General features: G+C 48.7%; 10 protein-coding genes. 8 read left to right on the forward strand and 2 right to left on the reverse strand.

All coding sequences use genetic code 11. The annotated features are described in order from the left end of the window. The first annotated feature begins 14 nt into the window (after window positions 1-14). The 5 genes from HGP28_RS03745 to feoB all read left to right on the forward strand — a co-directional run bounded on the left by HGP28_RS03745 (window position 15) and on the right by feoB (window position 9,977). Window positions 15-2,474, forward strand: a complete 2,460-nt coding sequence (locus tag HGP28_RS03745; RefSeq protein ID WP_168835120.1) for a TonB-dependent receptor plug domain-containing protein — start codon at window positions 15-17, stop codon at window positions 2,472-2,474. A 56-nt stretch (window positions 2,475-2,530) separates the two neighbouring features. Next, window positions 2,531-5,434, forward strand: coding sequence for a M16 family metallopeptidase (locus HGP28_RS03750; protein WP_168835121.1), 2,904 nt, complete (start codon window positions 2,531-2,533; stop codon window positions 5,432-5,434). A 1-nt stretch (window position 5,435) separates the two neighbouring features. Continuing rightward, window positions 5,436-7,187, forward strand: coding sequence for an ABC transporter ATP-binding protein/permease (locus HGP28_RS03755; protein WP_168835122.1), 1,752 nt, complete (start codon window positions 5,436-5,438; stop codon window positions 7,185-7,187). Between the two features lie 277 nt (window positions 7,188-7,464). Next, on the forward strand, window positions 7,465-7,692 hold the full coding sequence (locus HGP28_RS03760; RefSeq protein ID WP_168835123.1) for a FeoA family protein: 228 nt from the start codon (window positions 7,465-7,467) through the stop codon (window positions 7,690-7,692). Beyond that, a complete protein-coding gene (gene feoB, locus HGP28_RS03765; protein WP_168835124.1) occupies window positions 7,689-9,977 on the forward strand; it encodes a Fe(2+) transporter permease subunit FeoB in 2,289 nt (762 codons plus the stop codon). Before HGP28_RS03760 ends, feoB begins: the two co-directional genes overlap by 4 nt. 53 nt (window positions 9,978-10,030) lie before the next feature. Here feoB and HGP28_RS03770 read toward each other — a convergent pair whose 3' ends face one another. Together HGP28_RS03770 and HGP28_RS03775 are read right to left on the reverse strand one after the other, a co-directional pair. Next, complete coding sequence (locus HGP28_RS03770) at window positions 10,031-10,726, reverse strand: flavin reductase family protein (RefSeq protein WP_168835125.1); 696 nt, start codon at window positions 10,724-10,726, stop codon at window positions 10,031-10,033. Window positions 10,727-11,083: 357 nt separating this feature from the next. Continuing rightward, the gene (locus HGP28_RS03775) at window positions 11,084-11,629 is read right to left on the reverse strand and encodes a phosphoribosyltransferase (RefSeq protein WP_168835126.1); all 546 of its coding nucleotides are present in this window, start codon (window positions 11,627-11,629) and stop codon (window positions 11,084-11,086) included. A 168-nt stretch (window positions 11,630-11,797) separates the two neighbouring features. Here HGP28_RS03775 and HGP28_RS03780 point away from each other — a divergent pair, with 168 nt between their 5' ends. The 3 genes from HGP28_RS03780 to HGP28_RS03790 all read left to right on the forward strand — a co-directional run bounded on the left by HGP28_RS03780 (window position 11,798) and on the right by HGP28_RS03790 (window position 15,000). After that, a complete protein-coding gene (locus HGP28_RS03780; RefSeq protein ID WP_168835127.1) occupies window positions 11,798-12,694 on the forward strand; it encodes an AraC family transcriptional regulator in 897 nt (298 codons plus the stop codon). Between the two features lie 531 nt (window positions 12,695-13,225). Beyond that, on the forward strand, window positions 13,226-13,798 hold the full coding sequence (locus HGP28_RS03785; protein WP_168835128.1) for a cytochrome b/b6 domain-containing protein: 573 nt from the start codon (window positions 13,226-13,228) through the stop codon (window positions 13,796-13,798). 155 nt (window positions 13,799-13,953) lie between these two features. Further along, the gene (locus HGP28_RS03790; RefSeq protein ID WP_168835129.1) at window positions 13,954-15,000 is read left to right on the forward strand and encodes a PstS family phosphate ABC transporter substrate-binding protein; all 1,047 of its coding nucleotides are present in this window, start codon (window positions 13,954-13,956) and stop codon (window positions 14,998-15,000) included. Window positions 15,001-15,017 lie beyond the last annotated feature (17 nt).

A 15,017-nucleotide genomic window follows, 5' to 3' on the forward strand; every position in this document is an offset into this window, starting at 1 on the left:
CAGCAGTAGGTAGTATGAAACATCACTTCAAATTTAGCCCACTTGCCATTGGGCTTTGCACCATTCTATATGGGCCCGCAGCATTCGCTGAACTCCGTTTAGAACAAGAATCACACGACACGCATCAAAATGCGAAGAATGAGCCAGAAGTCGTCACCGTGATGGGCGCAGTCGTGACACTGGACCGTTCGGAAATAGAAGAGCTGCCAAAAGATAACCCAACCTTATCGGATCTACTAAAGCACCAACCACGGGTTGGCGTTGACGAAGCGCAAACTGCGATGCAAGGCGGCAATCTGGCCCCGGAAGAGATTTCACTCTCAGGTGCTCGGCCTCACCAGACCAAATACACCTTAAATGGGGTGGGCATTAACAATACGACGACCTTTGGTGATGGAAGCGACTTACCCAATGAACTCGCGTCAGGACATACCTCGGGGTATTTTTTAGACACTAATTTGCTCGATTCGGTTGAAGTGCTGGATCACAACATCAGTGCCGAATATGGCGGTTTCACTGGCGGTATCATTGCCGCTGAACTGCGCAAGCCGAGTAAAGCGTTCAAAATTGATTACAACTTTCGCATGAACGACAGTGATTGGAATGCGTCACAAAAGGTTGGCGAAAATTTCCAAGATGATTACGGCACGCCCATTGATGGCTCGGGCATTTACCAGCCTAATTATCAAAAACAGATGCACGCTCTGCATTTAAGTGGCGCAATCAGTGAAACTCAAAGTTTGGCGCTAAATGTCAGCCACCAAAATTCAGCCATTCCACTGCACACTGGGCGTGATGTGGACCAGCGAATGGACAATCTTTTCCTAACCCACATCTGGCACTCGGGTGATTGGAAAACCACCAGTGACTTACGCTACGCCGATCATCAGCAACACCGTTTTTTGAATGACTCTCTGAATGATGATGCCGCGCAAACCCTTAGCGAAACGGTTAGCAAACACAGTGGCGTTGGCGGCAGTGTGGAGTTAGAGCGCCAGTGGGACTTTGGCCGTTGGGTCAATCGCGTGTCTTACGATGAACTTGACGATGAACGTGAAGCGGACAGTGATTATTTTGCCACAGTAATGAAAAAAATTGATGGCGTATTGTACAAGCACAACGAAGGCAGTTACGGCGACCTGAAACAGATTCAAGACACGTGGCAGCTGTCGTCAGCCTTTTTTGCCGAGCCAGTGGCAATCGGCAGCAGTCGTCATGGTCTAAAGTTCGGTGTGGATTGGAGTGATGCGACGGCTAAATTGAACCGCCCTAATGATGTGGCCGTTTACCAATACTTGGAAATGACCCCCGGTAACCCCAGCATTAGCAAACTGACTCGTTATGAGGCCGGGAACTATGATGCGTCAGCTCAGCAATATGGCTTCTTTGCTGAAGATCGCATTGACTGGCAAGCATTCCAATTTAACGTCGGCGCACGAGTGGATCACTTAGACGCCTTTGAAGAAACCGTGTTTTCACCACGCATGAGTGCGAGCTGGTTTTTGGGCGCACGTGACACCAATAATGTGATCACGTTGGGGGCGAACCGCTATTACAGTTCCAACCTTCTTGGGGTGGCGTTAAAAGCTGAAAAAATGCGCTCACAGGTGAATTATAAGAACTGCACTCCAAACGATGGTGATTGGAGCAATATTGACGAGAGCAATTTGACGTGCAGTTCGCAAGAATCGTTTGCGAGCTTGGATTTGACCAATGGTCGCGTGCCTTATTCGGATGAGCTGAGTTTAGGCTGGGAAGTGGATGTACAAAACTTTGCTCTGCGCAGTTTGTATCTCTACCGTATGCAGCGTGATGGTATTAGTTATTCCGCCGATGCTGACGAACAGACCGCAACCGTGCATAACAATATCGAAAGTGATAACCACATTGTCAGTTTTGATGTAGGCACCATCACACCATACGCAGTGGCAAATGGGCATTTCCATGCATTTTGGACTATCGCATACAACCATCGTCGAGGAACGGGCGATCTGAAAAGCGGTTATGATGATGGCAGCGATCCTAGCGGCGGATTTCAAGACGAGTGGGTCATAGTGGATGGTGAGCTGACCCGTTACTCAGAAATGGACGTCAGCGGTTATCAGTCCCCCGTCAAAAGCAGCCTTGATTTGCTGATGAGTTGGCCACAACACGGATTGGTGTGGAACAACCGAATTAACTATCAGCAGGGTAAAAAAGTCACCACTTATAAGAATATGGAAACGGTCGAAATTGATGGTGAACCGGTCAAAGTTAACTCGTTACTGACCAAAACGTTAGGCGATCTTGCGACTTGGGATATGGCATTGAATTGGACACCATCGCAATTTAAAGATCATGTCACTTTAGGCGCAAGCATCACGAACGTGTTGAATACGCAAAAGATCATTTCGGTTTCCGGCGTTGATGCGGCAAGTGAAGAGCATTACAACTCAGGTCGTCAAATTTGGCTTAACGTTAGCCTACGCAATTGATCTCTTTTTAGTCTTAAACAGGGTGCCTCATTAGAGGCACCCTTATGGTTTTTGTTATGACATCAAAATTCCCGTTATTTCCCGTTGCCGCCGCGATTTGCTCTGGCGTTTTTTTAGCTGCGTGTCAGCCACTTTCCAAGAGTGTCACCGCGCAATCGGCTATAACCCCTCCGGTTGTGGCGAGCGCAACTTTGCAAGAGCGCCGTGACATTGAACGAGGCACGTTATCCAATGGTTTGCGTTATGTGTTAGTGCAAAACCCTCGTCCTCAAAATCGGCTTTCGTTGCAACTGGTGGTGCATGCAGGCTCGCTCGATGAAGCGGACGATCAGCAAGGGATAGCCCATCTGGTTGAGCATATGGCGTTTAACGGCACAAAAGCATTTCCGGCCAATCAATTGATTAAGCGGCAAGAGGCGTTAGGTATGGCATTTGGCCGTGACGTTAACGCCATGACCGAGCATTACACTACCTCCTATATTATGCATCTGCCTAGTGCTGATACGGCTATGGTAGATGAAGGGTTGTATATGCTAGCGCAACAAGTGAGTGCGCTACAATTTGACGCGCAAGAGTTGGAAAAAGAACGTCCTGTTGTACAAGAAGAGTGGCGCAGTGGCCTAGGCATGCGAGCACGAATGGGGCGCGCAAACCGTGACATCTTACTTGCAGGCAGTCGCTTTGCTGAGCGTGCTCCCATTGGTGACATGGCGATTGTCAATACGGTGCCGGTCGCACGCGTCAAAGACTATTGGCAAGATTGGTATCATCCGAACAATATGACCTTGCTGGTGGTGGGTGATATTGAGCGTTCAGCGCTTGAGTCGGCGCTCGAAACGCATTTCGCCTCCTTACCCGCGCAGCCTTTACCGCCACGTCATGATCTTGCGTTGCCGTTGGATAATCAAACGCGAGTGGAAACCATTGTCGATGATGAAATTACCACCAGCGTATTGTCGCTGAATTTTCGTGTCCCTTCGCCTCAGCCACAAAATGAGGCGCAATTGCGTGATGCGTTGGTGCACGGTGTGATGATGAGCATGCTCAACAAACGCTTGCGCGAACAATTTCGTGTCGAAGGTGAACATATCAGCACTATGATGGCCATGTCTCAGCCGCTTGCAACGGATTACCGGAATAACCGAGTGGTGGTGCTCTTGACGGAAGATGCGTTTGAGCCTGCATTGGCGCAAGCATTTGCTGAATTATCTCGTTTCGCTGCGCACGGGTTTGCGCAAGTGGATCTTGATGCGGTGCGTCAAAGTCGCATCGCCAGTGAATGGCAAAATGCCGATGCGTTGCAGCACACCACCAATCGTCGAGTGCTGATGTCGCTGTTTAATCGTCTCCGTTTTCAATCGCCACTACTTGATCCGACCGCGCACGCTGAGGTCGTAGAGCGGTTATTAACGAGCGTCTCTTTAGCTGAAATCAATCAACGTTTTGCCGCACTGATTGCCAAGCAAAAGCCGTTAGTGATTGCTCAAATCCATTCGAAAAGTGTCGAAAAAGTGCCGACAAACACCGTGTTAACTGATTTGTGGCAAAGTGCGCTGACAACGCCACCGCCATCATTGCAAGCGACACAAGTTTCGCGCCCATTACTAACGCAATCGCTGCCTGATGTGGCGATTGTGGATTATCAGCGACACGGCACGGACTCAGACTTAACGCAAAAAAACAGCAACAGTGATTCAAGCGACGTGCATATCTGGACCCTCGCCAATGGCACGCAGGTATGGTTCCAAGCCAGTGATGATACGCCTAACCAATTGAGCGTACGGTATCAAGGTTGGGGTGGTACCGCGCATTTGCCTGTCTCGCTCGGTCGAGCGGCGCAGCAACTGCGTCAGATGAGTCGTTTTGGCTATGGCGGTTTGAATGCTGAGCAATTGGCGACACTGAATGCGCCATTTTCGAATCGATTGATCACTTTTGTCAGCGAAGATCAGCACGGTTTTGTTGGCAGCAGTGACAGAGACTCGCTGGAGAACTTATTGCAAAATGCGTATTTGCAATTAACTCAGCCGCAAATTGATGAGGCTATTTGGCAAACCTCTAAAAACCTTATGGCGCGAGGCATCGAAAATCGCCTCGGCAGTCCAAATGGTCAATTTAATACCGCAATTGATACGTTGCGTTATCAACATAACCCTTTGAAGTTGCCTTTGACCCATGCTGAGCTGGATGCCATCGCAGCGCAAGATCTTCTCACGGCATGGCACACTCTGTTTGGTAATGCCAACCAACACCAGCTCGTCATTGTCGGGGATGCGTCGCCTGAGCACATCATTGACGTTGCCGCGCGATATTTAGGCAACCTTCCAAGCCAGACTTCACAGCCTCAATATCGCCCCATAACGCTGGCGCCATTGGCGTCGGGAGCGCATCAAGTGCGTCTTGCAGCAGGATCAGAACCGTTAGCGGCAACGAGCTTGTTATTTAATCAGCCCATGGCGTTTCAACAACAGAGCGACAATTTAACGAGCTTGGCCTCGCGCGTTGTTGCGGTGCGCTTACGCAATGCATTGCGCGAAGATGAAGGGGGTGTTTACTCGGTGAGATTTGGCATTCGGTTGGATCGCGCGCGTCAGCAAGTGCATGGGTTAATTGGCTATGGTCATGAGCCTGAGCGCGCCGATGAGTTAAGAGATAAGGCGCAAGCGGTGCTGGCTCAAGTTATCGAGCAAGGAGTGACTCAGCAAGAGCTGGAGCAGGTTAAAGCTCAAGCGCGTCAAGTGTTGACCCCTGACGCCATATCTGACCGAATGCGTTTGGCTTGGTTGAGTGATTCAGCCCGTTTTGGCGATAGCATGACGCCGCGGCAGGATTATTTGCGTTGGCTAGATGCGATGACGCTGGATCAAGTGAATTATTTTATAGCAAGTGTGCTTAGCACCGAGAACTGGATAGATGCCACATTGGTTCCCAGCCCACAGCCATCCACAGTAGCCGAGTGACATGATGCAGATAGTAAAACAATTTTTACGATTGGTAATACCGTATTGGTGCTCTCGCGCCAGTCTTTTTTCCTGGATCATTTTCATCGCGACAGTGGCAACCACGCTGGGATTGGTGCAAGTCACCGTCGAACTTAACCATTGGAATAAAGCGTTTTTTGATGCACTAGCGAATTTCAATGGTGAACTCATCTACCAGTTATTAGTGGAGTTTATTGTGCTGGTGGCCATCATTGTGGTGATGCGCGTGTACGCCAAGTGGCTACAGCAATGGGTTGAGATCCGTTGGCGTAGTTGGATGACGGAACGCCTTGTCACGCGCTGGATGAGTGGGCACAATTTTTACCATTTAACTCTGACGGCAGAACCCGATAACCCCGATCAGCGTATTGCTGAAGACATTAAAATGTTGACCACAGATACGCTAAAGCTGTTGATTGGATTAATCAAATCGATTGCTACGCTTGCCGCTTTCAGTGTGATTTTATGGCAGCTTTCAAGCGGGTTTTTGTTACCTCTATTTGCCGGAGTGGAACTGCCCGGTTACCTCTTATGGCTGGCGGTACTTTACTCGATTATCGGCGCGGGAGTGACGCACTTCTTTGGACGTCGATTGCATTCCTTGTTTTATCAGCAACAAAAACGCGAGGCCAATTTTCGCGCTCGTTTGCTGCGTAATCGAGACCATGCCGAACAGATCGCGCTTATGGGCGGCCAAGCCCACGAACAGCAAGTGTTGAGCCGCCGTTTTCGCGACATTGAAGGCAACTGGCGCAGTTTAATGAGCCGCGAGAAAAAGCTCGGTATTGTTGTGAATACTTACCATCAAATTGCTGCGATGGTGCCGTATTTTGCCGCGATACCAGCCTTGATGGCGAAGGCGATCACCATAGGGGGCGTGATGCAAGTCCGCATGGCGTTTATGAATGTCTACCGTTCACTCAGCTGGTTTGTGTTGAGCTACGACGATCTGACGCGCTGGAGCGCAACCGTTGTGCGGTTAGCTCAGTTTGTTGAAGCGATGGAACAGTGTGAGGCGAGAGCGAAAACGGCTTCACGTATTGATACTGATCAGGGGATTAATGCAGATAAACTCACCGTTAAGACGCCAAATGGTGAAACGCTACTGAGTGATGTTTCGTTTATACTGAATGACCGTGACGCTGTTATGGTGCGTGGTCCAAGTGGCCTTGGTAAATCCACTTTGCTGCGCACGCTCGCGGGCATTTGGCCGTTCTATCAAGGGCAATTGGCGTTTGCCAGCAACAACACGCTGCTGTTACCGCAAACGCCGTATTTGCCAACGGGCAGCTTGCGTGACTGCTTGAGCTACCCACAGATGTCGAACGATGATGATGCGGTATACCACGCCGCGCTTGATGCAGTAAATCTAGGCGCCTTGATTGCGCGACTTGATGATGAATGTGAGTGGTCACTTACGCTTTCGGGCGGCGAACAGCAAAAGCTGGCGTTGGCACGCGCTTTCGTGCAGCAACCTGCGGTGCTGGTGATGGATGAAGCAACAAGTCACTTAGATGAGACATCCGCCTATGAGATCCTACAACGTCTCAAGACTCAGCTTGCCAATACACAAATCATTATGGTGACGCACCAAAGCCATTTGGCGGCACTGTTTGAGCGGACATTAGATCTTTCAGCCTTTTCTCATAAAATAACGCATCATAAGAGAGAAGGCCGTGTCGAGAGTGCTCAAGAAAATGCTGAACTAGGTGGGCTTATTCGCGTGCCGTAGTTTATTTATAAGTAGCTGAGGGTGCTGGTTTGCTTTTACAAACCTCGTTACATAGCTTGGCTATAGTCACGAATAACTCAGCTCGCTTACCGCCCGTCTGCAACGCCAAGTTGCTGGAGTAAAGAGTCGCCATTGGCGGCTCTTTTTTTCGTCTAAATGCAAATTCTTATCAAAACCAAAACAAAAATGAGATTTATTGATTTGTATCAAATAGAGAATGGTCAGAGAAGGTGAAAATATAACCGAAATGGCAATGATTATCATTTGGAGTTAAATCATGAAGTTAGCGGCGTTAGCCAACGGCAAACACGCAATTATCACCTCAATGGATGAGGTGGACAGCGCGACACGCAAAAAACTGATGGTGATGGGGATCTTGCCACAAAGCGAGATTGAAAAAGTTCGTATCGCGCCGCTTGGTGATCCGATTCAAATTCGAGTGTTGGGCGTCGATGTCGCATTCCGCAAAAATCTAGCTGAATTGATCGAGGTTACTCCAAAATGAGCCATTATCACATTCTCACGGTTGGTAATCCTAATAGCGGCAAGACCACGCTATTTAACGCACTGACCGGTGCAAAACAGCAAGTTGGCAACTGGGCTGGCGTAACAGTAGAAAAGAAAACCGGGCATTTTTCATCCACCGGAGTGGAGTTTGAGTTAACAGACTTACCTGGACTGTACGCACTGGACAGTGCCAACGACGCCAATAGTTTGGATGAGGCGATTGCATCCAGTGCCATTTATAATCTGGCCGCCGATGTGATTGTTAACGTCGTCGATGCCACCGCGCTTGAGCGGGGTCTTTATATGACGCTGCAACTGCGCGAGCTGGGTAAGCCGATGGTGGTGGTGCTTAATAAGCTCGATGTCTTGCAAAAGCAGCATCAAGTGCTTGATTTGGCGAAGCTTGAAAAGCATCTTGGCTGTCAGGTATTCGCGCTATCGGCGCACGATAAAGATCAAGTGGCGGAATTTGTAAAACGTCTGCACAAATCATTGGCACAAGGGGTTCATTGTGAGCCTTTAACACTTAACTACGACGCCCGCCTTGAGGCAACGCTCTCTGAACTCATTCAACTGCCTAGTTTGGCACACAATGATGCCTCTCGAGCGGAAGCGGTGCGTATTTTGGAAAGTGATGTACTTACCCTCAATCGCTTGACTGAACACGATCGCAATGCCGCAGAAAACTTGCGCAATCTGCTTAGTGTTGAAATGGATGCTGAACTCAATATTGCCAACACTCGCTATACCTTTTTACACCAAGTTTGTACCGATGTACGACGTCAAGAAGGTGGGTTAAGTCGTAAAGCCAGTGACCGCATTGACAACATTTTGCTCCATCGTGTGGCGGGTTTGCCAATTTTCTTTGGCATTATGTATCTCATGTTTATGTTTGCGATTAATGTCGGTGGTTCATTTATCGACTTTTTCGATATCGCGGTCGGCGCAATCGCCGTGGATGGCGTGCATCACTTGCTCGACAATGCACTACCAGAATGGTTTGTGACGATTGTGGCGGACGGTTTTGGCGCGGGTATTCAAACGGTAGCGACTTTTATTCCGGTGATTGCGGCGATGTACCTCTTTTTGGCCGTATTAGAAAGCTCGGGTTACATGGCGCGTGCAGCCTTTGTACTAGACCGTTTAATGCAAAAAATCGGTTTGCCAGGTAAAGCATTCGTGCCCATGATCATTGGTTTTGGCTGTAGCGTACCGGCTGTTATGGCGACTCGGACTCTTGAACAAGAGCGTGAGCGTAAGTTGACCGCGGCTATGGTGCCATTCATGTCCTGTGGTGCGCGTTTGCCTGTGTTTGCTCTGTTTGCCGCGGCATTTTTCCCTGAAAACGGTCAAAATGTGGTGTTCCTACTCTACTTGATTGGTGTTTTGGCGGCGGTGATTACCGGCTTGGTGCTTCGCCATACGCTTTACCCAGGGACAAGTGATAGCTTGGTTATGGAGCTGCCGAGCTACGAGCGTCCTACTTTGCGCAATGTGCTGACCAAAACGTGGCATAAATTGAAAAAATTCGTGCTTGGCTCAGGCAAAACCATTGTTGTTGTTGTCGCTATTTTGAGCTTTTTCAACTCACTGGGTGTGGATGGCAGCTTTGGTAACCAAGAGTCAGAGAAATCGGTGTTGTCACGCGCATCGCAAATTGTCACGCCAATGTTTGAACCGATTGGCGTACAAGAAAACAACTGGCAGGCCACGGTCGGCATCATTACCGGTCTTTTTGCTAAAGAGGCGGTAATCGGTACGCTTAATAGCCTGTACTCGAGCGCCGAAGCGGGCGATGAGACAAGTGAATACGATTTAATCGCCACTCTTGGTGAAGCTTTGCAAACGATCCCAGACAATTTGATGGGCATGAACTACAGCGATCCATTAGGTATCGAGGTGGGTGACTTAACCGATAAAGCCGTGGTTGCTGAAGATCAAGGCGTCGACAATACCATTTTCGGTAATTTGGAAACGCATTTTGTAAGTGGTAGTGCCGCGTTTTCTTATATGTTGTTTGTTCTGCTTTATACCCCGTGCGCCGCTGCACTCGGCGCGTTCGCACGCGAATTTGGACAGCCTTTCATGCGATTTATCGCTATTTGGACCTTTGCTTTTGGTTACATTGTGGCGGCGGTTTTCTATCAGCTGACTCAAATTAGCGCAACGCCAGTCTACAGTGTTAGTGTCATTGCTTTGTGTGTGACTCTGGTGGTGGGTGTTATTGCGCGGCTGAAACTCAAAGCGAAACAGCAACAAACATTAATTATTATGGCTGAATAGTCGCTTATTTAGACAATGTTCACGACGCGCTGATGCTTCGCGTCGTGAACGCTTTACGTCCACTCATGGAACTTTCCCAGCGCCTGCCAAGAAGAAGGGTCGCCTTCAATGGTCAGTGGGTAGACTTGCTTATCGGTTGCGGCGCGACTTAAACGCTGCAAACGTTCAGTAGTGTGGTAGCTGTCTTGTCCTGAAACGGTCACAATGCCGAGAGTTTCTAAGTCGATATAACCATCAGGCATGATCGCGTCGTTACTGACCCAAATCTGGTCGATTTCACCCACAATGAGTTCACTGTAATTGGCTGAAATTGTCATGCGCTCACGCAGTTTGATTCCCAGCGATAATGGACTTTCTTTGACGCGAGGCGCTGGAAAGTCATGTTGGTATGCGGGGGTCAATCCAACACAATCAAACTCCGATTGCGAACGTAAGTAGGGCGCTGATGTTTGATGCGCTTTATCAAAAAAATCGCATGTGACCGCGTTGATGGTGTAGCGGCCGGTCGCCAGTATGTTATCCAGTGTGTGACGTTCGCCACGCTCTGGTGGCACGACAAAGCCAATCAGTGGCGGTGCGGTACCGAGATGAATCACAGAACTGACCACGGCAAGGTTATCATTGCCTTCGGTATCGCAAGTGCCAATCAGATTGACGCTTTTAAACCCCGCCACAGAGTTCACCAGCCGTAAGCGGCTGCGTTTATCCATTGCGTTAAGATCGTACTGAGTCAGTTTTTTGGGTTCCATTAAAGCGCCTTATCAGTGGCGCAATCCGCGGCGATGAACTCCTCACTATGGTTGATCTTGAAGAGGCAGCATAGTCATCGTTGAGCGTTTCGCGCTGAGAGAGAACTGGCATTTGCCGTGTACTCTGAGACTAGCGGCCTCGCCTGATAGCTGACAACCGTATTGGCGTTTCATCCCTGCTACACTCAAGTGCTTTCTCGCTTTTAAGACGTTTTATACCCGTCCCACTTGAAGTAACAGCGGTGTTGACGGGCACTCACGAACCTCATCACACAGTTTATCTATGTTCACGAAGTGTTCAGAGGCTTTGCTCGCTTGTTGCCTACCTGCATCTTCAATTTGTTTGGCTATCTAACGCTATTTGCCTTGCTTGAGTTGATAAATTGCCGGCAGATTGCGCAGTTTGTGCTCCCAAGGCAGGCCGTAGCCGACGAGCAGATCGTCATTAACCATCTCTAGCGCATAATATTGCGGCACATCAATCGCCACGCGGCCAGGTTTTACAAATAGGGTCGCAATAGAGAGAGAGCGAGGTTCAAATTGCGCTAAGTGTTCAATTAATCGTTTCATCGTACCGCCAGATTCAATCGCGTCATCCACGACAATGACGTCACGATCGTAAATGGCCACGGTTTGGCGATAGTCAATGACAGAAGCATTATTGCGCTCACCGGGGGTATGGGGGCAAGAAATCACATCCATCGCCACATCAAAATCCAATTGACGAACGAGATCAGCCGTAAATATCACTCCGCCAGGGACCACGCTGATGATGACGGCGTCATCAAATTGGGCGTTGAGCATGGTCGCCACGCGGCTGACGCCTTGAGCAATTTGCGTCGGATTGAGTATGCACTCACCAAGGTGCTGTTGGGCGAAACTAGAGAGAGTCGAATGCGGCATAAATGAACTCCAAAATAATGTGAAATACGGCGGTATGGCAGACCCAAAGTTCAGTTTTGGCGAGTTTTGATCAAAAAAGGGTCATTAATGATGTAACAATACTGGCAATATTTGCGGTATGCTAGGCCAATACTACCGATATTTATAACGATTCTATCAGGCTGCGTGATGCAAAATTATCATATTGAAACGGACGCTCAGGGGCGTGAGTTAGTCCAACATGGCGATGATCATTATCCATGTGCGTTTTATGATGAGCGATTTTCTCAGTTTATGACGGGAGAAGTGCCGTGGCATTGGCACGATGAGCTGGAATTGGTGTTGGTTGCTGAGGGACGAACCCAAGTAGAGACGCTTGAGCAAACCATCGTACTTGAACAAGGTGAAATGATTTTGGTCAACTCAGGAGCGCTGCATCGTTTGACGGATGTTGGGGCCTGCGACTGTCGAATTCTCAATGTGGTTTTTGCCCCAAAGTTACTGACAGGTGAGCGTTTTAACCGCTTATATCACGACTATATTGTCCCTTTGATCAGTAATCCTGCGTTTCGCGCGTATCGATTTTCCCCACAGATACCTTGGCAACGAACACTGATTGATACCGTTGCATTGGCGTTTGGCGCGTGGCAAACCCGCGCATTTGCTTATGAGTTGCTGATGAGCAGTGCGCTTGCGCAATGCTGGCAACAATTAGGGCAACATGAACCGCAGTTATGGGCATCTCAACCTAGCGCCGCGTCGACTCGTGAGAAGCGCCTGAGCGCTATGGTGAAATTTATCGAATCGCATTTTTCTGAATCGCTTAGTGTTGCTGGCATTGCGCGTCACGCCAATATCAGTGAAAGTGAATGTTTCCGCCTCTTTAAGGCGGCGTTGAGTTGCACGCCCAATCGTTATTTACTGGATGTTCGGTTGCGTCACGCTGCGCATTTGTTACAGACCACTCGCATTGCGGTTACTGAGATTGCCCATCAATGCGGTTTTAATTGCCCGGCTTATTTCACTAAGCAGTTTCGTCAACGTTTTGCACAGACGCCCTCGCGTTATCGTGTGCAAAGTGGTTAATTTTAAATCTGACTATACCCAAGTGACCTCAAGATGCTGGATTCAGAGCCGGCTCACTGAGCTGAGAGCAAGGCAAACAACGCAGCGAAATAGCGAGTCTATTTTCAAGTTGTTTAACGCACTTTCGTTACAACAAAAAGCGGTTCAGTGATTGGCTCCCAAGGGGCGAGCTGTCTTGGTTCATCAGCTTTGTTGACGATTTTCGATTGAGAACCACTCAATCTTCAAATCCTCGCCTCACTGATAAACCAAGTCATTCTCGCTGAACCATGCATCTTGAGGTTACTTGGGTATATACCCTTCCTACTTGAAGTTGCAGCGTTGTTGACTGGCACTCACAAACTTTATCTATTTTCACGAAGTGCTCAGAGGCTTTGTTCGCTGGTCGCCTACCTGCATCTTCAAGTTGTTTGGGTATTGTCCTTTTCAGTGGGAAAAGAAACCACAATTATCGTCTCATCAATGGGGTATTTACACTGTAAAACGTCGTCTAGACTCAGTTCATCGTGCCGAACTAAAAGAGACGATTTGATGTTATCTCGATTACGTAACGCAGTGAATGCGCTTTTTATTTCGTTACCGATAGTGGAAAAAACGCTCCATTTTCTGATTGCTCTTTGGGTCATCTTGCAACTCTTAAGCTCTGCGGGTATGCATATTCACTCTGACACGGCAGAAATGGATTGGAGATGGATAGACCGATTGCATATGTACAGTGGGCTTAGTCTACTTCCTATTGCAGTGCTATTTTTTGTGGTAGTGCTGCGGCGCAGAGGCGCAGCGGATCTGTATCCATGGCGCTTTAGTCATTGGCGTCAGATAAAAAGTGATTTGGTGCAACTGCGCCGTCGCCAGTTACCGCCGCCAAAGCCGTCAGGTCTGGCTGCAACGGTGGAGGGGCTTGGTTTATTCGCCCTCTTGCTAGCGGTTTTCAGTGGCACTAGCTGGTATTTGGCCCAAGCATTCGGTTTGAGCTTTTCATCTACACTGCTCTCGTTACACAAAAGCCTCGTTGGACTGATTGAACTCTATTTTTACGGTCACACAGGATTTGCTCTATTGCATCTGATGCAGTTTTGGCGCGCCAATGAGTTGAGTAAATGAGTTGCATATTATTGTGGTAATGAATTGATTAAAAAGCGCTATTTCGATCTGTTTTATGACATTTTAATGAACAGTTTATGACTCTGTTTTGCAGTGAATTTCACTGTCTACATTGAACCATGGTGATTTTAAGTTATGGCTCAAGGAGACCAAGTATGTGGTTCAATGCAAAGGAGTGGTTTAGTGCCGCAGCTATACTCTTAGGTGTATTTACTGCGCATGTGGGGGATGTGGCTGCCCGCGATCAAATTAGCATCGTTGGCTCATCGACAGTCTATCCGTTTGCCACCGTGGTGGCAGAGCGATTTGGTAAAACCAGTGACTATCTCGTGCCGAAGGTAGAATCTACGGGCTCTGGTGGTGGTCTAAAACTGTTTTGCGCCGGTGTGGGTGAACACACTCCCGATATTGCCAACGCGTCGCGTAAAATCAAGTCATCCGAAATCAAGCGCTGCGCGCAGAATGGGGTGACAGAGATTGTTGAGGTCAAAGTTGGCTATGATGGCATCGCGCTAGCAAATGCCACTCAAGCTGAGCCGTTATCGATTTCAGTGCGTGATTTATATCGAGCGCTGGCAAAAGTGCTTCCTGATGGCAAAGGCGGTTTTGTTGATAATCCCTATACCCACTGGAACCAGATTGACCCTTCGTTACCCAATAGCGCCATTGAAGTCTTAGGCCCACCGCCGACATCTGGGACTCGCGATGCGTTTGTTGAGCTTGTCATGGAGGCAGGTTGCAAGCTAAACCCTGCTATTAATGCGTTGAAAAAGAGCGATAAAGCGCAATTCAAAGCGGTATGTCATGGCATTCGTGAGGACGGTGCTTTTGTCGAAGCGGGAGAAAACGATAATCTCATTGTGCAAAAGCTCACCGCCAACCCAAACGCGTTTGGTATTTTTGGTTTTAGCTTCCTTGATCAAAATCGCGATAAAGTGCAAGGGGCAACAATTAACGGCGTTGCGCCCAGTTTTGCGGCTATTGGTGATGGCCGCTACCCCGTCTCACGTTCGCTGTTTTTCTATGTCAAAAAAGCGCATCTTGGCGTGATCCCAGGTATTGAAAAGTACGTCGCGGAATTTACCAGTGAAAATGCCATCGGTGATGACGGCTATTTGGCCGATCGCGGCTTGATCCCTCTGGCGCCCACAGAGTGGCAAGTGGTGCGCAATGATGCCACAACAATGACTTCCAATCTTTGACTAGCCTTTGCTTTGAT

It is taken from the genome of Vibrio agarilyticus, assembly GCF_012641465.1.
GTDB lineage: Bacteria > Pseudomonadota > Gammaproteobacteria > Enterobacterales > Vibrionaceae > Vibrio > Vibrio agarilyticus.